The sequence below is a fragment of the Alteromonas sp. MB-3u-76 genome (genome assembly GCF_002831605.1).
In the GTDB taxonomy this organism is placed as follows: domain Bacteria; phylum Pseudomonadota; class Gammaproteobacteria; order Enterobacterales; family Alteromonadaceae; genus Alteromonas; species Alteromonas hispanica.
The window spans coordinates 1738304-1760213 of record NZ_CP025115.1 but is presented as its reverse complement, the minus strand read 5'-3'; the positions used below and the strand labels follow the sequence as shown (position 1 = coordinate 1760213).

At 43.6% G+C, this 21910-nt stretch carries 17 protein-coding genes; 9 read left to right on the top strand and 8 right to left on the bottom strand.

Annotation, left to right across the window (positions count from 1 at the left end; translation table 11 throughout):
* Positions 1 to 13 precede the first annotated feature (13 nt).
* The 3 genes from CW735_RS20005 to CW735_RS07845 form a co-directional block, all read right to left on the bottom strand.
* On the bottom strand, positions 14 to 145 hold the full coding sequence (locus CW735_RS20005) for a hypothetical protein (protein ID WP_269748044.1): 132 nt from the start codon (positions 143 to 145) through the stop codon (positions 14 to 16).
* A 129-nt stretch (positions 146 to 274) separates the two neighbouring features.
* Positions 275 to 2032, bottom strand: coding sequence for a gamma-glutamyltransferase (ggt, locus tag CW735_RS07850; RefSeq protein WP_100971606.1), 1758 nt, complete (start codon positions 2030 to 2032; stop codon positions 275 to 277).
* 14 nt (positions 2033 to 2046) lie between these two features.
* Positions 2047 to 2811, bottom strand: a complete 765-nt coding sequence (locus CW735_RS07845) for an enoyl-CoA hydratase (RefSeq protein WP_071979781.1) — start codon at positions 2809 to 2811, stop codon at positions 2047 to 2049.
* A 114-nt stretch (positions 2812 to 2925) separates the two neighbouring features.
* Here CW735_RS07845 and rrtA point away from each other — a divergent pair, with 114 nt between their 5' ends.
* The 3 genes from rrtA to CW735_RS07830 all read left to right on the top strand — a co-directional run bounded on the left by rrtA (position 2926) and on the right by CW735_RS07830 (position 4753).
* Positions 2926 to 3510 (top strand): rhombosortase, encoded by a 585-nt coding sequence (gene rrtA / locus CW735_RS07840; RefSeq protein WP_100971604.1) that lies wholly within the window; start codon positions 2926 to 2928, stop codon positions 3508 to 3510.
* 519 nt (positions 3511 to 4029) lie between these two features.
* Positions 4030 to 4530 (top strand): hypothetical protein, encoded by a 501-nt coding sequence (locus tag CW735_RS07835; RefSeq protein ID WP_100971603.1) that lies wholly within the window; start codon positions 4030 to 4032, stop codon positions 4528 to 4530.
* Between the two features lie 19 nt (positions 4531 to 4549).
* Positions 4550 to 4753 (top strand): helix-turn-helix transcriptional regulator, encoded by a 204-nt coding sequence (locus CW735_RS07830; protein WP_100971601.1) that lies wholly within the window; start codon positions 4550 to 4552, stop codon positions 4751 to 4753.
* A gap of 168 nt (positions 4754 to 4921) precedes the next feature.
* Here CW735_RS07830 and CW735_RS07825 read toward each other — a convergent pair whose 3' ends face one another.
* On the bottom strand, positions 4922 to 7417 hold the full coding sequence (locus tag CW735_RS07825) for a S9 family peptidase (RefSeq protein ID WP_100973210.1): 2496 nt from the start codon (positions 7415 to 7417) through the stop codon (positions 4922 to 4924).
* A 456-nt stretch (positions 7418 to 7873) separates the two neighbouring features.
* Between CW735_RS07825 and CW735_RS07820 the strand changes: the two genes are divergently transcribed.
* From CW735_RS07820 to CW735_RS07810, 3 genes are all read left to right on the top strand, one after another.
* Positions 7874 to 8908: an IS110 family transposase gene (locus tag CW735_RS07820; protein ID WP_100970735.1), complete on the top strand. Its 1035-nt coding sequence runs from the start codon at positions 7874 to 7876 to the stop codon at positions 8906 to 8908.
* A gap of 376 nt (positions 8909 to 9284) precedes the next feature.
* Positions 9285 to 9839, top strand: coding sequence for a glutathione peroxidase (locus CW735_RS07815; protein WP_100971599.1), 555 nt, complete (start codon positions 9285 to 9287; stop codon positions 9837 to 9839).
* A gap of 437 nt (positions 9840 to 10276) precedes the next feature.
* Positions 10277 to 12739 (top strand): CHRD domain-containing protein, encoded by a 2463-nt coding sequence (locus CW735_RS07810; protein WP_100971597.1) that lies wholly within the window; start codon positions 10277 to 10279, stop codon positions 12737 to 12739.
* Between the two features lie 127 nt (positions 12740 to 12866).
* Here CW735_RS07810 and CW735_RS07805 read toward each other — a convergent pair whose 3' ends face one another.
* The gene (locus tag CW735_RS07805) at positions 12867 to 14114 is read right to left on the bottom strand and encodes a cystathionine gamma-synthase family protein (protein WP_100973209.1); all 1248 of its coding nucleotides are present in this window, start codon (positions 14112 to 14114) and stop codon (positions 12867 to 12869) included.
* Positions 14115 to 14213: 99 nt separating this feature from the next.
* Positions 14214 to 14852 (bottom strand): 1-acyl-sn-glycerol-3-phosphate acyltransferase, encoded by a 639-nt coding sequence (locus CW735_RS07800; RefSeq protein WP_100971595.1) that lies wholly within the window; start codon positions 14850 to 14852, stop codon positions 14214 to 14216.
* A 144-nt stretch (positions 14853 to 14996) separates the two neighbouring features.
* Here CW735_RS07800 and CW735_RS07795 point away from each other — a divergent pair, with 144 nt between their 5' ends.
* Both CW735_RS07795 and CW735_RS07790 read left to right on the top strand, forming a co-directional pair.
* Complete coding sequence (locus CW735_RS07795; protein ID WP_100973208.1) at positions 14997 to 15779, top strand: NRDE family protein; 783 nt, start codon at positions 14997 to 14999, stop codon at positions 15777 to 15779.
* 171 nt (positions 15780 to 15950) lie between these two features.
* On the top strand, positions 15951 to 17141 hold the full coding sequence (locus CW735_RS07790) for an amino acid aminotransferase (RefSeq protein ID WP_071979054.1): 1191 nt from the start codon (positions 15951 to 15953) through the stop codon (positions 17139 to 17141).
* A gap of 757 nt (positions 17142 to 17898) precedes the next feature.
* Here the strand turns inward: CW735_RS07790 and ltrA are convergent.
* Both ltrA and CW735_RS07780 read right to left on the bottom strand, forming a co-directional pair.
* Positions 17899 to 19248, bottom strand: coding sequence for a group II intron reverse transcriptase/maturase (gene ltrA / locus CW735_RS07785; RefSeq protein ID WP_100970866.1), 1350 nt, complete (start codon positions 19246 to 19248; stop codon positions 17899 to 17901).
* 623 nt (positions 19249 to 19871) lie between these two features.
* Positions 19872 to 20492, bottom strand: coding sequence for a BON domain-containing protein (locus tag CW735_RS07780; protein ID WP_100971593.1), 621 nt, complete (start codon positions 20490 to 20492; stop codon positions 19872 to 19874).
* Between the two features lie 419 nt (positions 20493 to 20911).
* On the opposite strand from CW735_RS07780, the gene CW735_RS07775 reads away from it, so the two are divergent.
* Entirely contained in the window at positions 20912 to 21901 is a 990-nt protein-coding gene (locus CW735_RS07775; protein ID WP_071979902.1) for an endonuclease/exonuclease/phosphatase family protein, read from the top strand.
* Positions 21902 to 21910 lie beyond the last annotated feature (9 nt).

Sequence of the window (21910 nt, the reverse complement as noted above, 5' to 3'; positions counted from 1 at the left end):
AAAATGGAAGGGCTTACGGGTTAGGCTTGTTATTGTTGTTGTCGTCTTGGCGCTTATTGAGTTTCATTGCTGCAAAAAAACCAATAAAGAAAACAGCGAAAATGACAACGCCTACCCATATTAAAACGTTCAATAAAAAATCCATGTTACAAGCTTTCCTTTTGCCAAGTTAAATTTTAGTGACACCGTATTTAAAGTATAGAGCAATAAGCCATCTGCGAACCGCTCTATACTTATTTGGATATCGATTAGCTTTTATGTTGAGCTAGCTTCGCTACTTCCCAACTGCAATCCCTTCTCTTCTCGGGTCGGCGCCACCTATCAACTTACCTGATTTGACCTGAATGCCGTGTAACCCACTGTTCAGATCTATCACTTTGACATTATGACCCAACGCCTTGAGCGGCTCTTCTAAACCAATAATGGGGGTGCCTTTCTCGAGCGCTGTGTAATCGTTTCTATTGGTTATTTTAGGAAGATTTATGGCCTCTTGAATATTTAACCCGTAATCCAACATACCAATAAGAGTTTGTGCGACATAACTCACTATTCTTGAACCACCTGGCGAGCCCACCACAATTTCTAATTCGCCTTCTTCATCGAATACCATTGTTGGGCTCATTGCACTGCGAGGACGCTTACCCGGCTCTACCCGGTTAGGAACAGGGAAGCGGTTTTTCGTAGGCGAAAATGAAAAGTCTGTTAGCTGATTATTGAGTAGAAAACCACCTACCATAATGCCCGAACCAAACATGAATTCGATACTTGTTGTCATCGAAACCGCATTACCCTCTTTATCTACAATAGATAAATGAGACGTATTCGGTAATTCCATGGAGGTTCCCATAGCAATCTCTGTTCCCGCATAAGGATTACCGGCTCTTGCACGATGCCAGCGCTCTTCTAAACTTATTCCCTCTGCTCTTCGCTCTAAATAGGCTGTGTTAATCATTGCGGCGAAAGGAAGGTTGGTAAAATCGCTATCGGCAATATACTTTTCTCTGTCAGCGTAGGAGAGCGCGCTTGCTTGAGTATATAAATGCGCAAACTCTGCAGAGTCTAGAGGATATTGACCAATATTTTTGTCTTCTAACATTTTTAAAATTTGAAAAACGTTGACGCCACCAGAACTTGGCGGTGGCATGCCGCAAATACGCTTTTCATGGTATGTACCGCAAACTGGGCTGCGCTTTTTCGCTTCGTAATTAGCTAAGTCGTCTACCGACATTTGCCCTGGATTGATTTCAGCAGAATTAACTGCGGCCACAATCTCTTCGGCAAGTTCGCCTTTAAGAAGATAATCGCTGCCATTTTCAGCAATGCCCTTCAATGTTTTGGCTAGTTTTCTGTTTTTTCGTATTGCCCCCTCTTTCAACGGCATTCCTGCCGGGAAAAAGTAAGTTGCGCTTGCGGGAAACGTTTTTAAACCGGGGTGATAATCGAGAGCGACTAACTTTGCCAGCCGAGGCGATACTTTGAAACCTTCTTGAGCTGTGTTGATGGTGTCGTCAAATAACGTGTTCCATGGCAGCTTCCCAAATTCGCCGTGGGCTAATTCCAAGGCTTTTACCGCTCCAGGTACTCCCACTGACTTGCCACCAACCACTGCATCAATCCACTTCATTGGCTTATTACCCTCAATAAACCAATGTGAATTCACCGCTTTTGGCGCTGCTTCTCTGCCGTCAAAGGTATGCAGCACTTTGTTTTTATTATCCCAATAGAGAATAAATGCTCCACCGCCAATACCCGAAGATTGAGGCTCGACCAATGTCAGCATAGATTGAATTGCTATAGCCGCATCAATTGCGCTTCCGCCCTTTTCAATAATGTTCTTTCCGGCCCAAGAAGCATAAGGGTTTGCTGCAACAACCATGTAGTCATTAGCCTCAAAAGCCTTCTTTTCAACATATCCCGTGGCGGCTTCTGGCTCTCCAACCTCTCGTGCTTGTTTTGCTTGTAACGTCGTAGATAAAACACCGGTAACCGCAAATGCTAATAACGATGTGCGAAAGAAAGAACTGAACCTCAAAATAGTGTTTCCTCTTATTTAAATTTCTCTGGATTGATGGGGCGCTTCTTAAGGAATGCGTCAAATGCCTCTTGCGCTGCAGGCATGGTAAGCGCCTCAAGGAAAATATCAAACTCGGCATTCATCTGCTGAGTCACATCCTCAGCTTCGCCTTTTAAGAGCGCTTTAGTTTGAAGAAGCGCAAAGCTCGGTTTACTAACCAATTTCTCAACAGTAGAGGCCACTGCATGCGCAATGTTTTGCTCATCTACTATCTCAGTAAGAAGGCCAAATTGATAGGCATCGTTAGCGGAAAAAGGCTCACCGAGCATTAACCACTGCGCCGCTTTGATGTGGCCCACCATTTTAGGTAAAAGATAACTTGATGCATATTCAGGAACAAGGCCTAAATTAATGAATGGCAAAACAAATTTACTATCCCGTGTGGCATAAACAAAGTCGCAGTGTAAAAGTAAAGTGGTACCAATACCTACCGCTAGACCATGCACCTGTGCAATAACAGGTACAACACAGGTCATAAGAGATCGCATAAACGCTGCTGTCTCAGGTACCTGAGCACCTTCTTTTTGCGCCGCAAAGTCACTAATATCGTTACCCGCAGTAAAGCAGTCGCCATTACCTTTTATTACAACCGCTTTTGTCACACCATCGTTCTTGATACTTAAAATCGCATCGGCCATGAGTTGATACATCTCACGGGTGAGCGCATTTTTTTTATCCGCTCTGTTAATGGTAATAGTTAGCGTTTGCTGAGCTCTCTCTACTAATATCAAAGACATTTTTTATCCTTTCCTGTCGAGTTTTTATTATTCGGGTAAATATCTGTTTTCACCCGTAGGGTAATTTTCTGTATCATAGCGACCAAACTCAAAATAAAAAAATAACTATCGCTAATGATTTCACTGCCGTTTTCGTTTAAGTACAGTGCAGGCCCTTTAATATTAGCCTTGTGCTCGTTTATTGCCTTCTTCTTTGAACCTCAATCAAGTGATTGGCTAGCTTACGACCGCTACGCTATTCAGGGTTTGGATACGTGGCGCCTTATTACTGGAAATATCGTCCATACAAATGGTTATCACCTTTTGCTAAATATTGTTGGATTAACTCTACTCTGGGCACTACACGGCGAACACTACCTTCCTACTCGATTTTTAAAAGTCTTTGTTTGGTGTTGCCTAGCCACCAGCGCTGGCCTTTATTTCTTTTCAGAAAACCTCATTTGGTATGCGGGTTTATCCGGTGCGTTACACGGTTTATTCGTGTGGGGCGCTTGTATGGACATCAAAGAAAAAATGACATCAGGCTGGCTATTACTTGTAGGCATTGCGATTAAGGTGGGCTACGAACAATACAATGGCAGTAGCGCACAAGTTGCTGAGCTGATTGATGCAAAAGTTGCTGTTGATGCCCATATGTTTGGTGCAGTGGGCGGATTAATTATTTTTCTTCTAATGATAAGTACGGCTAAGCGGGCATAGCCTTTTACAGACTAGTCTTTTACAGCCTAGGCTCTTATAACTTATCTTTTTGTAAGCTTCGCTTTATTACCTACGTTACTCGCCCGCTGTTTACTTAAATACGCGGGCATTCCCTGTTTTACTCACTTTTCAACCTGCCCTTTTCTTACTCCACGCTTTTCCCAATCGTCGTTTTACGCCGGTTACACGATTCGTACTGGCTGTTTTTTTGGCTTAAGACTGACTAAATAGCGGCTAGATCTTGGCCAGAGGTTGATTAAAGAATGGCTCGCTCTTGGAGAGCTAAAGCCGAAATACCGCCTCAATAATTTCTTAAAATTAAAGCTAATTGACCTAATCAGTGAAAAAAAGATTGCCTTTGTGTAACCTTTGGGCATCATTGATACCTAGAGGTTACATTTGGTGCGTTTAGGTATCACACGTAACGTTAAACGCAGTGAGCAAGTAACGGCACTTTCACATCAAATAAAGAGTTCGTCGCAAATACAAAGTTCGTCGTTCAAAAAAAGGATTATAAAAATGGCAAGATCAACAGCAGTACTACCAGAAACGGAACATCAATATTTAACCATTACGGGAAAAATCAGTGTTGTTTTAGCGGTTTTTCTCCTAGCTCAATTGTGTTCAGAAATAGTTACTGGCACTAATTCAGTTGTTAATTGGATTTTGGATTTAACTCTATTCGTAAGCATTATTTTTTGCATAGTGCTGTCAGTAAAGTCGATGAAATTTGCAAAACACATAACGCGCATGGGTTATTGGACACTAAAGTTTACCGATGAGTATGTGGATCATGTTAGTTCATCGAGCCTTCGCGCTACGTGTCACATCATGGTAGTTGGCGCAATTTTTCTCGCTTATAGCGGAGACAGTAGATGGTTTGTTGAACTCATTGCTCCCTTTGGAATTACAGATGCAATTCAGATGTTGCTTGGCTTCGCTGTGGCCACCCATGGCACGTTGATTTTATGGAACCTTCGTGAGGAAGAGCATCGTGTAGAAGATAATTTTGATGAATAGCGTGGCGAGGAAGTGATTGATGAATGAAGATGTAGATAACCACATACACAAACTCAGATTACAGCATAAGATTTCTCAGCAAGAGCTCGCCGACGCCATTGGCGTATCTCGAAAAACCATTAGCACCGTTGAGACCGGACGCTTCACTCCATCGGTGGTCATCGCATTACGAATTGCGGCTTATTTTGCAGTACCTGTAGAGCAAGTATTTGTTCTGAAGTAAGGTCTATTGAAATAAATGTTCTGCCCGAAATAAAGCGCGCTCATAAAAAGGATTTTTGAAAAAGGTGCTCATTGATTATGAGCCCCTTTTGTACGACTAGAACTTTATTTTTAATAGTTCAACGAAAGCCCAACGAATGTTGGGCTTTTTTGTGGATGGTAAATACGACTACAAATTTTCTTCAAATAACTTATAGATCCTACGGTATTCATCTAACCATGAACTTGGCTGAACGAAGCCATGCGGCTCTACAGGATATATTGCAGTCTCAAAGTCTTCTTTTTCTAGTTCAATTAGCCGTTGTACCAAACGAACGGTATCGTGGAAAAAGACGTTGTCATCAACCATAGGCGCATTTATCAGCAGCGGCTTTTCTAACCCTTCTGCAAAATAAATAGGCGAACTGCGCTCATAGGCAATGGGATCCACATCTGGTGTGTTTAGAATATTTGAGGTATACGGCGTATTGTAATGAGCCCAATCGGTAACCGGTCTTAATGCAGCACCAGCGGCAAATAAATCTGGCGCTGTGAACATAGACATAAAGGTTAGGAACCCACCGTATGAACCGCCATATGTGCCGATGCGCTCTCTGTCTACATTAGCATTTTCCACTAAATAGTTGATGCCATCACGTAAATCCTGCACCTCTGGCGTGCCCATTTGACGATAAATCGCCGTTCTCCAATCTCTGCCATACCCGGCAGAAGCACGGTAATCCATATCTAGCACTACATAACCTTGTTGTACCAGCATGCTGTGGAACATGTACTCACGGAAATAGCCCGACCACCCCATATGGGCATTTTGTAAATAGCCTGCGCCATGATTAAACACTACGGCCTTATTTTTCTTAGTGCTGTCGTATCCTTCAGGTAAGTACACGCGAGCATAAATTGGTGCATCGGTATGCGACGACTCTATGGCTACAACGTTAGGCACAGCCCAAGGTAACGAAGCAAACTCTTCGCTCAAACTCGATGTAATTTGCTTTGCTACGGTTGTAGCTTCTGCGGGCTTAACATAAAGCTCGGGCGGACGATTAACTTTACTGTGACTGAGAAGTAGCGTGTCGCCATCTGGGCTTAATGAGTAATCTGTTATGCCATTTAAATTAGTAAGCGTTTCAATTGCTTTTGTTTGCGTATCAACTCGATAAATCTCGTAGATACCTGGATGCTCACTGTTTGCTTTATAATAGATATAATTATCGTCATTGCTGAGAGTGATATCATCAACGATATAATTGCCTTTGGTTAGCGCTACCGGGTTTTTTCCCGGTTTTTGCAAATACACATGAGCGTAACCTGTATGTTCAGATTGATAATACAGCGTTTCACTATTATTTAACCAACCGAAGTCGTTGAAACGATAGTTAACCCAAGCGTCGTCATGAAGGCGGTGTTGACTGTCGAGGGTTATGTCCTCTAAATCTACGGTAGTAATCCAGCGGTCTTTGTTGTCCCATGCCTCCAGCATAACTGCTACAGCATTTCCATTTTTGTGCCAGCGAATAGAAGGCTTTGTCCAATACCAGCTTTGAAACAACTTAATGGGACGGGGCAAGCGGTTCACTTCATAAGTTTCACCGTTTGCCTTTGCATTTTCTGCTTTTACGTCTGCCAACACATCGTCGTTATAGCCTGGTAGATTAAAGTAATTAAGCTCAGATTTTTCGCCGGTTTTTAAATTCAATAGCCATAAATCGTGGCTCTCAGGCTCTGCATCAGCCACTCGCTGTCTTACTGGCTTCGCAGCTATTCGACTGTCTTCTTGAATATAATGCGGCATGATATCGCTATCATCTCTGGTAGGTTTACTTTCAGTGGTGGCTACCACAGCGTAATTACCCGCTGGAGACACACTTATACCCGCAAGGCGATGAGACTTGTCAAAGTAAAAAGGCGAAGGCGCAACAGCTGTATTTACCGAGGCCAGCTGTTTGTTTGCCGCGTCACGGTCTTTTTGGTTTTGCCTTTGCAGCTTGATATATTCGATAAGTGATTGTTGCTCTTCAGCAATATAATCCTTAGCAGGGTTAACCGCTGTTGGAGCGTCGTCGAAAACCCAACTGACCAACTCTTCCCGAGTGCCGTTTTCTAAGTTGATAGCGATAAACTTATTACCACTTGTTGCCATGAGGCGACCATCGGTCATAAACGATAGCGTAGAAAGCGGGTTACCGCCGCGAGTAAGCTGTACCGTTTTACCATTGGTAAATTGCACATAGACACTGTCTTTAAATCTGAAGGCAACAACACCATCGCCTCTCTCAACCCTTTCGTCATAGCGGTATGTGTGCATATCGGCTAGCGGCGCTTTGCTTTCTTTTCCTACGTTATTGCTATCGATAACATACACATCACTGAGAGCGCTGTTCTCGCGCTCTCTTTCAAAGACAATGGCTGAACCATCTACCGACCACCCCATATTGGTGGGCAAGGCTCCTATCCACTGCGGATCGGACATAATTTGTTTTAACGTTATCTCACCGTTTTTCGAAGCGGCAGATGCTGATGCAAGGTTTGTTTGTGGCGTTACCGATTCAACAATGGTGTTAGACGCAGACACCGCAGTCGTTTCATTTTTAGTATTGGTGCTTACGCAACCACCAAGTGCAATTGTTACGCTTGCGGCAATAAGCAAAGAATTATATTTTTTCATTTTTTTCATCATTGTTGTGTGAAACCCACCGGCATTATACGCAAAGGGCTTATAGTGTCGTCAACGTTCGTCTTTAACATATGTGCAACAAACGCAACAATAGCTTACTAGCATATGATGTGTTGACATTTGCTGCGCAAATATCGGCCTGAACGTAAGCACTCAAGTAATAAATAAAATACCAAACCGCATAGATACTTAACCACTCAGCGAGACTTAAAATGTTCGTAATCGCGGCGTGTTACCGCAGGTATAGTGGTTCTACATCAAGGTGACACAACAAAGAGTACGGACATTTTAAACTCGCCCTTCGGGAAGGTCTGGCAAGCTTCCTAGCTTCATTCTGAGTGGGTAATTATCTATGCGGCTTAATGGTATGGACCCTCTCCTCCCATAAAGGCTTCAAATGAGCCAAGATAGAGTTATTCAAATCACTATCAAGAAGAAGAGGGTCACATGAATAAGATAACAATAGGTCTTGATATCGCCAAGTCTGTTTTTCATTTAGTTTTTATGAATCAATCAGGCAGAGTGCTCAGAAAGAAGAAGTTAAGGCGTCACCAGATGTTGTCCTATTTTAGTCATCTGGAGCCAAGCATTGTAGTGATGGAAGCCTGTGGAAGTTGCCATTACTGGTGCAGGGAATTGACGAAAGCCGGGCATGAAGTCAAAGCGATAGCACCGCAATACGTTGTAGCATACCGAAAAGGCAATAAACATGATTACAATGATGCAGAGGCGATAGCCGAGGCTTCACAACGCGAAGGGATGCGATTTGTGCCGTTTAAGTCTCAGGAACAACAAGATGTCCAGCTTATGCATCGGATTAGAGAGCGTATGATAGCGCAGCAAACGGCGTTGAGTAATCAGATAAGAGGCTTGTTGAGCGAATACGGTATTGTGTATGCACGGGGTGTAGCGGCTTTGGTGAAAGAACTGCCTTTTACCCTGGAAGAGGCTGACAATGGATTGAGTATGCTAGCTCGCCGACAGTTTCAAGGCTTACTCAATGATTTGCGGGAACTGCGGGAGCGCATAAAAGAAATGGACAAGGAGTTGAAAGCGTTCTCACAAAGCCAGCCTGTATGCGAGCGTTTAATGAGCATGACAGGAATCGGGCCATTGATTGCTACCGCGTTATATGCAGGCATTGGACAAGGCCAGGCTTTTAATAGCGGCCGACATTTAGCCGCTTGGTTAGGTGTAGTGCCCAAACAACATACAACGGGAGATAACCCGAGGTTGTTAGGTATTAGCAAGCGAGGGAACACGTATTTACGCACCCAGATGATTAACGGAGCCAGAGCCGCCTTGCGCCATATTGGAGATAAAACCGATAACGTGAGTCAGTGGTGTCGGGCATGTTTAGCCCGCATGAGCTTTAACAAGGCGTGCGTCGCACTGGCTAACAAAATGGTAAGAATGGCCTGGGCTATGCTGCATTACCAACAGGATTATCAGCCGGGACTGATAAATAAAGCAGCGGCTTAGCCGATGAAACCCAAACCAAAGTTAAGTAAATAATCTAAAACAGGAAGCCTATCAACATATTGCAAAAAGACAATGTACTGATGATTAACGGTTCATAACCATCTTGTTCAAATCAGTTTATACCAATGGCCTTCGAGGCCGCCGGATTGATGAGACAACAAGGTGCGAACAACCATCAAGGCTAGAAGTCAAATGACTTCATGAAAAAGCCGAATATATGGCAGCAATGAATCACGTTAATAAGTCAACACGGTGTCTTGCAATCGGAGAGGGTCCATATATGGTATTAATGCTCCATTTTGCGTGTAATGCGCGTATAAGGAGTGTGTTACACGCAAGCGAATAATAATTAATTTATGTCAAAGGGTAGAGAAAAATGAATCTAACAAAAATATCAGCGGGCGTTTTTACGGTTGCCGCACTACTTTTTCAGCCAGCAATGGCAAACGAATGTCCTAGCGTTTTGAAATTTATGAAGCGTAAACTTAACTCACAGGAAACGGTCAATTTGTGCGACGAATACGCAGGCAAAGCCGTTCTTGTAGTAAATACTGCAAGCTATTGCGGTTTTACGCCACAGTTTGAAGGACTAGAAGCACTATACAGTGAATATAAAGATGAAGACTTTGTTGTGCTAGGTTTTCCCTCTCACGACTTTAATCAAGAAGCGAAAGATGAAGGTAAAACCGCAGAGTTATGCGAGCTTACTTACGGCGTAAAATTTCCTATGTTTGAACCTACTGCCGTGCGCGGAGAAGATGCCGACCCCATGTATCGTATGCTGAAAGCGGCTACTGGCAAAGAGCCTTCTTGGAACTTTAACAAATACCTAATCGACAAAACGGGAACGAAGATTACCCATTATCCAAGTTCAACAAAACCAACTGATGACAGTTTCGTTGCAGACGTTGAAGCTTTAATTAACGAGTAAGTAGTATTTGCTTCACAGCTTTCGAGCGCGAAGCCCATAAAAAAGCCCCGCTACAAAGGCGGGGCAACAAACACACTCAACTTGGAACACACATTTCAGAAAACAAACTCAATTTCGTTTTCTCTAACTACTGTAATTTAGTCCACTGTTTTTCGACATAGTTCAATCACCGCACCATTTTTTTTACATAAAAAGTGTGACGATACATTGCTAACTGCACATATTAAAAACTCACCCACAAAGCGCAAGGCCAAAAAAACCCCTAAACCACTGATAAAATTGAAAATAAATGAAAAACAACGTACTAAAAACTCAGCAAAACTCGCGGGAATATTAAACTTAAGTATTACAATTCATTAATGTTAATTTCGTTAATGATCTGTGAATAATATGAAGGCGTAAAGTTGAGGGTCTTACATCAATTAGAGGATACACCGATGAGAAGGACCAAAGCTCTCTTAGCTTTTTCAGTTATTCCCCTGTTTTTATTAGGTTGCTCAGATGACGATGACGACGCCGTAGAGCAACCATTACCACCACCTGAATTTGCCAACGTTCGAGTAATACATGCTGCGTCTGATGCGCCCATGGTAAATATCACAGCAAATGATGCGATATTAAACAACTTAGAAAACGTTGATTACCAAGTAGCCTCCTCCAGATTTGAAGTTGAGACTGGAACTTACGATATTGGTGTAACAGGTATTTTACCGGGTGATAATGCAGAAGTTTTACAGGCAGATCTTACGTTAGAAGCAGACACTAATTATGACGTGTTTGCAGTAGGCAACGTAGGCGATAGTTCACTGGCATTATTACCTGTTACCAGCGCAGAAACAGCTGTTGAAGCGGGTAACGCACAAGTACAGATAGTCCACGCCGCATCATTAGCGCCGACAGTTGACGTTTACGTTACTGCACCGGGTACGGATATTACCGCAGAGCAACCTCTTGTAACCGCAGAATTCACCGATTTTACAGGCCTTACGCAGGTTTCGGCTGGTGAATATCAAATCCGCATCACGCCAGCTGGCGAAACTACCGTGGTTTACGATTCTGGCACAGTAGAGCTTACTGATGGCGCAGACTTACTTATCGCGGCTACAAACAACGTTGGTACAGGCGACTCTCCTGTTACATTATTAGTTGCAGATGGCGAAGGTAGCGTTAAGATTTGGGATGCTGCAACACCATCAAACGTTCGCGTTGTGCACGGTATTAGTGACGCGCCAGCAGTGGACGTAATAGCCAACAATGAGATTGTGCTAGTTGATGGAATTCAATTCCCTCGTACTACAGACTATCTATCGGTTGCACCAGGTGATTACCTAATCGACGTGGTAGCTGACGCTGATAACAGTATTGTTGCTGTTGATGATGCCGAACTCGCACTTGAGATCGGTATGTCTTACACCGCAATTGCCAATAACACGCTAGCAGCCCCAGAGTTAGATGTACTTGTAGATATGCCACGCTCTGTTGCAACAGAGGCGAAGGTACGCATTGTTCACTCATCACCAAGTGCGGGTAACGTTGATATTTACGTAACGGCTGACGGTGAAATTGATGCAGTCGAGCCTGCTTTCAGTGATATTGCTTATTCTACTGGAGATTTAGCTGAAACCGGTTATGTAAGCCTGGGAGAAGGCGACTACGTGGTAACCGTAACTCCTACTGGTACAAAAACAGCCGCAATTGAAACCGGTGTGCTTAGTTTAGAAAATGGTAGCATTTATACCGCCATCGCGTTAGACGGCGACATGGAAGGCGACCTTCCTCAATTAGCACTATTAGACGGTTTAGCACCACCGCCACCCGCATTCAATGCAGACATGACCTATAATGTAAGCCTAAGCGGGTCACAAGAAGTACCAGCAGTTGACACAATGTCTACAGCATCTGCAGTGGTTGAGATTGATGAAGACTTACCAGCATTTAGCGTAAGCGTTGATGTATCGGGTTTAACCAACGTAACTGGCGTTCATGTTCACGATGGCGGGCTTGGTATGAATGGGCCCGTAGCCTTTCCTCTTACTGATGCAGGCAATGGAACATACGAACTTGCACAAACTAACATCTCACCAAGTAACTTAGACGCATTAACGAGTGGTGAATGGTATTTAAACGTGCATACAGACGCGAACCCTAGTGGTGAAGTACGTGGACAAATTGTGCCAGATACAACAGCTGTAGTGACTTTTCCACTAAGTGGTAATCAATCTGTTCCTACGGTAGATACCATGGCATCTGGCTCCGGCTATGCTCTGTTTGATACCACTTCAGATTCTGTATACCTTGTTGCCGCGACAACGATAGACAATGCGACCATGGCGCACATCCACAGCGGATTTGCAGGCGAAAACGGAGGCGTTGTTGTAGCGTTAGTAGAAAGCGAAATGACCGCAGGTACGTGGATGACAGAGGGTTATGTTCCACTAGATGAAGCAACCGCGGCGCAATTGCTCTCTGGCGGACATTATGTGAATGTGCACACAGAAGCCAATCCGAGTGGTGAGATCCGCGGCCAAATTACACCAGACAACATTCAGGTATTTGGCATTGTAGCCACCGGTGCTCAGGAAGTTCCAGCTGTTGATACTGCAGCGACTGGCGCAGGTGCATTTACGTTGAATACCACCACAGGTGCGTTGTCAGGTAGCGTTACCATAACCGGTATGACTGCCAACATGGCTCACATTCATGAAGGTGTTGCTGGTGCCAATGGTGCTGTCATTTTAGGTCTTGAAGGTATGGATGGCGTTTGGTCTGTGCCAAGCGGCACAGCGCTTACAGCTGACCAAATGATGACAATGCAGGCGGCTGGCTATTACACAAATTTCCACTCAGATGCATTCCCTTCTGGAGAAATTCGTGGACAAGTAACGCTTGGCTTCGAATAAATTCTAAATAACGGTGAGCAGTCGCCATTGATAGACGACTGGTTTGCAGACACCAAGTAATTAGATAAACAAAAAGGGGCTTATGCCCCTTTTTAGTGTGTATCGATATACCTAAAGTGTTACCAAGTTAGCTCGAAACTGCGTGTAGCGCATTTCTGAAATCAGCAATGAGATCATCGGTGTCTTCAATACCTACTGAGATACGAAGCATATTATCCGATACACCCATCTTCTCACGTTCTTCAGCGGTATTCTCAAAATAAATAGTAGGGGCCACCGGCAACGCCAGTGTTCTATTATCCCCCAAATGCGTGGCACAAATTACTAGCTCCATTTCATTTAAAAAGGAAACGGGGTCGACCCCATCGACCAAATTAAAACTTAAAATAGCGCCATATCCACCCGTTAGCTGTTCGCGCGCCATAAAGTGCTGTGGATGGTCGGCCAGCCCAGGGTAAAACACCTGAGACACACCCGGGTGATTATCTAAAAACGTTGCGAGCTTCAAGGCATTATGTTGGCTACGTTGAATTCTAAGCCCTAACGTTTCCATACCCACAGCAATTGCAGTGGCAGACTCTGGCGCAAGGGTAGCACCTAAGTCGCGCAACCCTTTTTTCTTTATTTGAGTTATTCCCCATTGCGCTTTATCAGCAACCTGGTACGCAGGTTTGATATTACTGTATTTCTCCCAATTAAAATTGCCGGTATCGGTAACCGCACCGCCAAGTACATTTCCGTGACCTGCAATGTATTTGGTTAAAGAACAGAATATAAGAGACGCCTTGAATTCTTTAGCATAACACAGCGGCGGAGGCGTCATGGTATTATCAACCATGAAGAGAATGTGTTTCTCTTCACAAAACTGTCCGATTGCATGGAGGTCTGCAACCTGGGTAACAGGGTTAGCCACCGTTTCAGTATAGACACCTTTGGTATTTGGCTGATACGCCTCTACCACTTGTTCAATATCGGTAACATCTGTATACGTAACGTGAATACCAAAATCTTTTAACGTCTCAAAAAAGCTACGCGTATTGCCAAACAAATATTGACTAACAATAAGGTGGTCACCCGCCTTTAACAGCGCAAACAATGTACTGCTTATTGCCGACATGCCAGTGCTAAAACACAGGGTACCCACTCCACCCTCTAATTCGTTAAGCATATTTTGCAGCGCCGCTACGGAAGGTGAAGAAGAGCGAGAATAGACATGGGCAGCGCGCTTACCCTGAAAGGCGTCGATAATGCCTTGGGCGTCTTTAAACTCAAACAGTACAGAATTTGATGTGCTGGTATGAACGCCGCCATGTTCTGGGGTATTGAGCCTGCGGTCGGCATGGACCTGTCGGGTAGTGAATCCCTGTTTTGTCACGGGTGAAACTCCGGTGTTAAAATTTACTTTGCAGGTCACTCTACCTTGCCTCAGCAAGGCCACAGCAGGTAGTCGCTTTAAAAAACTACTCGTATACTGCTAAAGAGACCGTGTTATGCATTTGTCTGGGTATTTTGGGCAAACATTATCATAAAATGCATAAATTGTTTGCATTTGTTCATCGACGTCCTCGACCTTTTCAATTACTGGCCCAAAACAAATTCTTTTTGTTTTAAAATCTAGCGAAATCAGCTGAATGGGAACGTTAGCCGCTTTGGCGATATGTAAAAAACCCGTTTTCCAGGGAAATATCGCGCTGCGTGTACCTTCTGGCGCTAACGCTAATAAAAGCTCGTCTGCACTTTTAATCTTTTCAACAATACTGGTTACCACGCCATGTGCTTTACTGCGTTTAATAGGAATACCACCTAGTTTTCTCACGATATAACCAAGTGGCTGAACAAAAATGGTGTGTTTGCCAAAAAAATTTAATTTCAATCTTAAGGAAAAAAGCACAAATACGCCGATGAAAAAATCCCAGTTTGATGTATGGGGAGCCACAGCAAGTATCGCTTTTTTTTGATTTATAAAAGCGCCTTCAACACGCCAGCCCCGCTTTGTTAATACAAATGCTGCGAAGGACGACAACCAATGCGGCCACTTTCTCGGAACATGCTTATCTATTTGCATATCACCTATTTCTAAGCCAGCTTTATCATAAGGGTAATTACTATTCATTTTTATTATTCTCATACTGCCCAATATGTTAAGAATAGAGAAAAGTAAATCGCAATTCCATGGTCGTAGCATTCGCACGCGTAAAACGTGAGTATTGTAGTGCAAAGCACTGTTGTGGTTGTGATTAAAGATAAGGGTTTTCTAATGTGTATTTTATTTATTGCACGACACAAACACCCGCAATACCCACTGATTATTGCGGCCAATAGGGACGAGTTTTACGCACGCCCCACCTTACCAGCAGACTATTGGCCAGATGCTCCGTTTTTACTGGGCGGGAAAGATCTTGAGGCAAACGGCACCTGGATGGGAGTAACTCGGGAAGGCAGAATAGCGGCTATTACCAACGTGCGCTCGCCTAATGCAGTTCGTTCTAATGCCGTCTCTCGTGGTGAGTTGGTAACACACTGGCTAAAAAGTAATACATTGGAGAATATCCCCCTTACCTCAGACCAGTATTTAGATGCATTAAAACACTCGCGAAACAACTACAGCGGATACAATTTAGTATTTGGTGATGCCCAATCGCTGTGTGTTTATAACAATGTGAATAATAGCGAGCATAGTATTGATAAAGGCGTATTTGGCCTATCGAATGCCGACATCATTACCCCTTGGCCTAAAGTTACTCAAGGGGTGTCTGCACTAAATCATTACGTTGCGCAGCACAACACTATCAACACAGAAGATTTATTTTCACTGCTAAGACAAGAGAATAAAGCAGAGGATGAAAAATTACCGGATACTGGTATTGGTTATGAGTGGGAAAAAGCGCTTTCTTCCATATTTATCAATATAAAGGAATACGGCACGCGAACCTCTACCATAGTGCTTGTTGACACAAACGGCGAGCTGACCTTTAAAGAACGTTCCTTTTCTGAAGACGGAGAAATTACACAAACTCGAGAGTTTTTATTCACAATTTAACTAGTTTGTAGAATAACTCTTTCGCTGTTTACAAAATTTCATAAAGAAATTGAGATATTTTCTGCGAATAGGTGTCGTTTTTTCTATCATCAATGGCATAATGCGTGCCTGCTATTATTTGCGTATTATTATCTGCAAACCACCATTTGCACACCATAGTGAGGATATATCGTGTTTGAAGTATTACCCTATCTTGCCCCAGATCCAATTCTTGGCCTTTCTGCTGCTTATAAAGAAGACACTAACCCAAATAAAATAGATTTAGGTGTTGGCGTTTATAAAGACGAGCAAGGTAATACCCCTATTCTTTCAAGTGTTGCAAAAGCACAGAAACTGCTGCTAGAGCGTGAAACCAGCAAGACATACATTACGCCTCAGGGTAATCAGGGCTTTATTGATGGCATGTTATCGCTATTACTTGGGAAAAATAGCCCAGTACTTCTTGCAGATCGCGTAGCTGCTGTGCAAGCACCAGGCGGTTGCGGCGCACTTCGTATTCTTTCAGAGCTTTTAGTACGTTGTAACGATAATGCGAAAGTATGGGTAAGTGATCCAACTTGGGCAAACCACATTCCACTTATTGGTTCTGCTGGCCTTGAAATTGAAACCTACCCCTATTTTGATAAAGCCTCTGCTGGCATCCGCTTTGACGCCATGATGGACACGCTTCGCCAAGTTAAAAAAGGCGACATTGTGTTATTGCATGGTTGCTGCCATAACCCAACGGGTGCAGACCTAACTAATGCACAGTGGGACGAAGTATTAGCTGTTGCTAAAGAACGCGAATTTTTACCTTTCATCGACGTAGCGTATTTAGGCTTTGGCGAAGGGTTAGAAGAAGATGCGTACGGTATGCGCCTTTTGGTTGAAAATCTTCCAGAAGTGATTGTTGCTGCTTCATGTTCTAAAAACTTCGGTTTATATCGCGAACGTGTTGGTTTAGCCGCTATTATTACGCAAGACACGGCAACCCGTAAGATAGCTCAAGGGCAAATTCAATCTATTGCACGCGCAATATACTCTATGCCACCAAGCTACGGCGGTGCATTGGTAGACTTAATTTTATCTGACGAAGCCCTTAACAATGAATGGGTGTCTGAGGTTAACGAAATGCGCGACCGCATGAAGACACTACGTGAATTGCTAGTGAAGAATCTTCATGACAATGGCTCGCCTAAAGATTTTAGCTTTGTAAACAACCAAAAAGGCATGTTCTCTTTCTTATGTATTACCCCTGAGCAAGTACGTGAAGTGAGAGAGAAACATAGCGTGTACTTTGTTGATTCAAGCCGCGTAAACATTGCTGGAATCAACAAAAACAATGTTGAAACCTTAGCAAAAGCATTGGTTTCTGTTCTATAGCCCAAGGCTATTTAAGCATAACCGTATAAACTACAGTTTAAGCTAAATGAAAAGCCGCCGCGTTTAACAACGCCGCGGCTTTTTTTTATCCCATCCCCACTCGTCCATAGCTTGACCATACCAAACTAAATGATGCCTATGTGAATTTCACTTGCCACATAGCGCTTTTATAGTTTTGAAAAAAAAGAAACCAGCGTTAAAAACACCAAAAGCACCTGCAACCCGTTTTGGTGTATTTATAACTTGTACAAAAAGCGACAAATCATAATTTACTTTGCGTACTAGTGAGTTATAGTAAAAACAACAATATGGATAAATAAACAAGAATCTCATAATGGTATGTTTAGACAGACCGGATTGGGGTCTAGTAAACTGTTAGGCGTCATTTACTTACCGCATTAAGAAGTAGGTTCAGCTGTGACATTACAGCATCAAGGTTGTTTCACTAGGTTGTCTTTACAGCTTGCTTTTTCGGTAGTTCCAACGACTTTAGCAACGAGCTTTTCATTAACATAGCAACGCCAACATTCAACACTACAAGTTGTCAAAACTCGCTTTTTTATCCAGCATTACCGGTAACATCTGGCATTTCGCACAGGGTTGTTTTATCTTAAATTCAATAATTTAAACACGCGGTCTATTTGGCTAGTGGTGGCAGCAAAGCTGCGTACGTTTCGTTGTACGCCTAATCGGGTAGCCGGAGGTATCTAGCCTCCAGCCCCCACAACACCCTGCATGCGGCTCCGCACAGGGCGTTTCATTTAGGATAGTGAAGCGCAACCCATCCATCACGTAGTGAATAAAGCCCTTCGGATTTTAGGTAATCAAGTGATAATGCTTGATTGATCCCCGGAGATTTTGCACTACGCCATGGCCCTTTGCTGGTGATACCACACGCTACCGCAGCTTGAACATGCACGCCCAGTCTCATTAAGTTTCGTACCTTAGTGCGTGGTTTTCGCCACTGACGCCAGTAAGCCATTCTCACTCTGCGCCGGATCCAGTGATCCAGTTCTACGCAGCGCTGATATCCACTGGCGATACCAAAGTAATTTATCCAGCCTCGTAAATACTGACTGAGTTTAAAGAGTTGGTATTGCATCGATACGCCCCAGTTGCGGTTCGTTAATCGTCGAACCTGTTGCTTAAACTTCATCAGGGTCTTCGGATGCCATTGAATGCGGCCTGCCTTGAAGGTGAATCCAAGGAATTTGCTTTCATTGGTTTTAACGACGTGGCTTTTGGTTGTATTAACAACTAACTTCAAGCGGTGGCACAGGAATCTGCTGATACTGTTGAGCACGCGTTCACCCGAACGGGGCGTCTTTACCAGTATGGTAAAATCGTCCGCATATCGTGCAAATTCGTGACCCCGTTTCTCAAGCTCTTTGTCCAATGGGTCTAGCATGATGTTTGCCAACAGCGGCGATAATGGCCCGCCCTGAGGAACACCTTCTCGACTCTCACTATAAAACTGGTTATCCCCTTTGGTTTTGCAGAGAATCCCAGCTCGTAAGTATCGTTTAATCAGTTTAAGCAGTCGCTTATCTTTCACTTTATAGCCAAGGTAGGTCATGAGTAAATCGTGATTAACGCGGTCAAAGAACTTAGACAGATCAACATCTACGGCAAAACGGCGTCCCGTTTTGATAATGCTGTTTACCTGCTTCACTGCTTGCTGCCCATTTCGATGTGGCCTGAACCCAAAACTATTATCTGAGAAGGTTGGGTCGAAAATAGGCGTAAGGACTTGGGCAATCGCTTGTTGGATAACACGGTCAACGATAGTTGGGATCCCTAATTGACGTTTTCCGCCATCAGGTTTGTCAATCTCAACGCGTTTCACCGGTGAAGGTTGGTATTGGCCTGAGCGAAGCTCAGTCATAACACGTTTCCAGTTTCCGGCGTTTGCCCAAGCGGGGAAGTCATCAATGGTCATGCCATCAATGCCAGCGGCCCCTTTGTTGGCTCGAACCTGCTTCCATGCCGACACAAGATTGGAAGGCTGGAGAAAAAGTTCGAGTAGATCTGCGCTAAAGGCTGGCTGCTCATCAGTACGCTGAGTCACGTCACTACCGGACGGCATTCGTGTGTTCAAGTCTGACAAGGCTCCTCCTTTATTCTAAATGTTTCTTGGCGCGTTGTGCAGCAACTTGGCCGTGTCCCAGCCATTACGCTGGGCATTTGGCTACTATGCCGTCTGCTGACTTCTGCTTTATCACCGCCACAGTTACCTGTAACAGCGCTATCGGTTTGCATCGAATTCGCTCGCAGTGGGTGATGCGTTTCCTCTGCGCCAAGGCACTTGTATACCAGAGCCTTACTGGTATTCACCGATCGCTCTTAGAGCAGATCTCCCCAGATAAGAGCATGGACTGTCTCTGCACTGCTGCATCATTTACGGTGGCCGTTAGATCACATGGTTTCGTTGTCTTGTGCCAACTCACCTTCAGCCTACGCCTCATATGATGTTCTTGTCCATCAGCTCGCAGATTTGCTAGCGGCTTCCTCCAGACTATCTCTCACGATTTAGCCCTTGCCATTCGCTAGTAGTTCGCGTTGAATAACAGTGTGTTAAACAACGGTGATCTTCCTACAGAGGACTTTCACCTCATTAGTTCATGCCCATGCTGGGCGTACACAAATCAGACCAACAAAAAAAGGGGCTAACGCCCCTTTTTGCTGTTTAGATGTATAAGCTCAGATGTACTGGCTCAGACTATCAACCAATTAGTTCATCGCTGTTTCTGTGACTACTGTCAGGTTGTTCTCTACGTCTTTCACGTCAGAAGCATTTTTAGCAATCTCAATCGCTAAGTCTTCTTCAGCGTCAGAGTCAACTGTACCTGTTAAGGTAACGACACCGTTTTCTACATCTACATCGATGTCAAAACCAGAAATGTCGGTATCCATAAGTAACCTTGTTTTTACCACGGTTGCAATTTTAGCATCCGTCAGCTCACTGGCACCTTGCTCGTAGCCCTCTTCCATGTCGTCAGACATTTTAGAGGTCATCGAATCGATATCTCTGTCTTCGATAACGGTAAGTTTGTTATCTACTGACATCACGCCGTCAATGTTGGCGACTAGTTCTTCAGCAAGCTTTTTGTCCACTGAGTTCTCTACTTTACCCGTTAAAATAACGTCGCCGTTTTTAACGTCTGTATTAATGTCAAAGGAATCAAGGTTGCCATTGAACAGCAGCGTAGCTTCAGCCTTGCCATCAATCCATGCGTCTTTGGCGCCTTCTTCCCATGCGTTATCTGTTTGGCTATTTGAGTTCATGTCACCTGCAAAAGCAGCCGTTGACACTGATGTAGCAATAATCATAGATAGTATTGTACGTTTCATAACATTTCTCCTTTGTTGAAACTCAAGTATGAGTAAGCTAGGTTCATGCCAATGCCTTAAGCCATTGATATATTTACTATTCGTCAATAAATTTTGGAAATTTAGATTCGTCTGCCTGAAAACATTGCGTAGCATTCGGCAAAAATTACTGATTCTCATTTAGATTCAATCAACACTGCTTTAATAAAGTCTCTTTTCCGCTAAGTACGACTTGAACAACACATGTCTTTGGAAAAGCAAATTAGATGGCACACCTGTAAGAATTTATTAAGCAGTGCATCTTTTTAGTTAAATAAAGCGTTACGTAAATGAAAGCTTGAATTCGTGACATCAATTACATGTAATATGGTTGTCATCTTTATACCTCTTGCTGATTCATATCAGTAGACTAGAACTCATCAATATATTACGGACAATAAATGGACATTTTTCTTCTATTAATATCGACGTTTTTAATCGCGGTTAGCTTTGTACCCTTATTACCGTCCTCGCACTGGTTAGTGAGAGTGTGGGAATTCCCTCGCTTGCAAATCGCTGTACTCATTATTGCAGCTCTTATCTCTCATGCGTTCTTTACAATTGAAGACTACACATATCTTTCAATAACGCCGTTTCTAATCTATGCACTAGTCACTGGGTTAGTGATAAGTTTGGTATACCAACTTGTTTGGATCCTTCCCTACACTCCCCTTTATCGAACAGATGTTCAACGCAGTAAAACCCCTTCCAAAAAACGCACAATTAGCATACTTTCGAGCAATGTCTTTATGCACAACAGCAACTATCAAAAGCTGCTGGACCATGTAACCGACAAGAGGCCTGATTTTTTGGTTACACTTGAATCAAATGAAAAATGGCAGCGAGCACTTCAGCCATTGGAGAAAGACTATCCTTACACTAAGTTTTGTGCTCTTGAAAATCTCTATGGCATGCATGTGTACAGTAAGTATGAGTTTGAAGAACACCAGTTGCGTTTCTTGGTTGAAGACGATGTACCGTCGGTAAAGGCTATCGTAAGAGTGGATGGTGTTCCTATTACACTGCAGTTTATTCATCCCAAACCCCCAAGCCCGACAGAAAATGAATATGCACGGCCCAGAGACATAGAGTTAAATATTGTGGGCAAGGAAGTGGCTCAGACAACGGGTCCTGTAGTTGTCGCAGGAGACTTAAACGATGTCGCGTGGTCGCCCACCACAAGAAAGTTTAAAAAGGTAAGCGGGCTACTAGACCCCAGAGAAGGTAGAGGATTCTTTAATACGTTCCATGCCCATTACCCTCTTGTTAAATGGCCTCTAGATCACGTTTTTCATTCATCACATTTTAAACTGGTACGTTTAGAGCGACTAAGCGATATTGGCTCAGACCATTATCCTTTGTACACAGAATTGGAATTGGCGTTGGAGTAACGCCTTTTC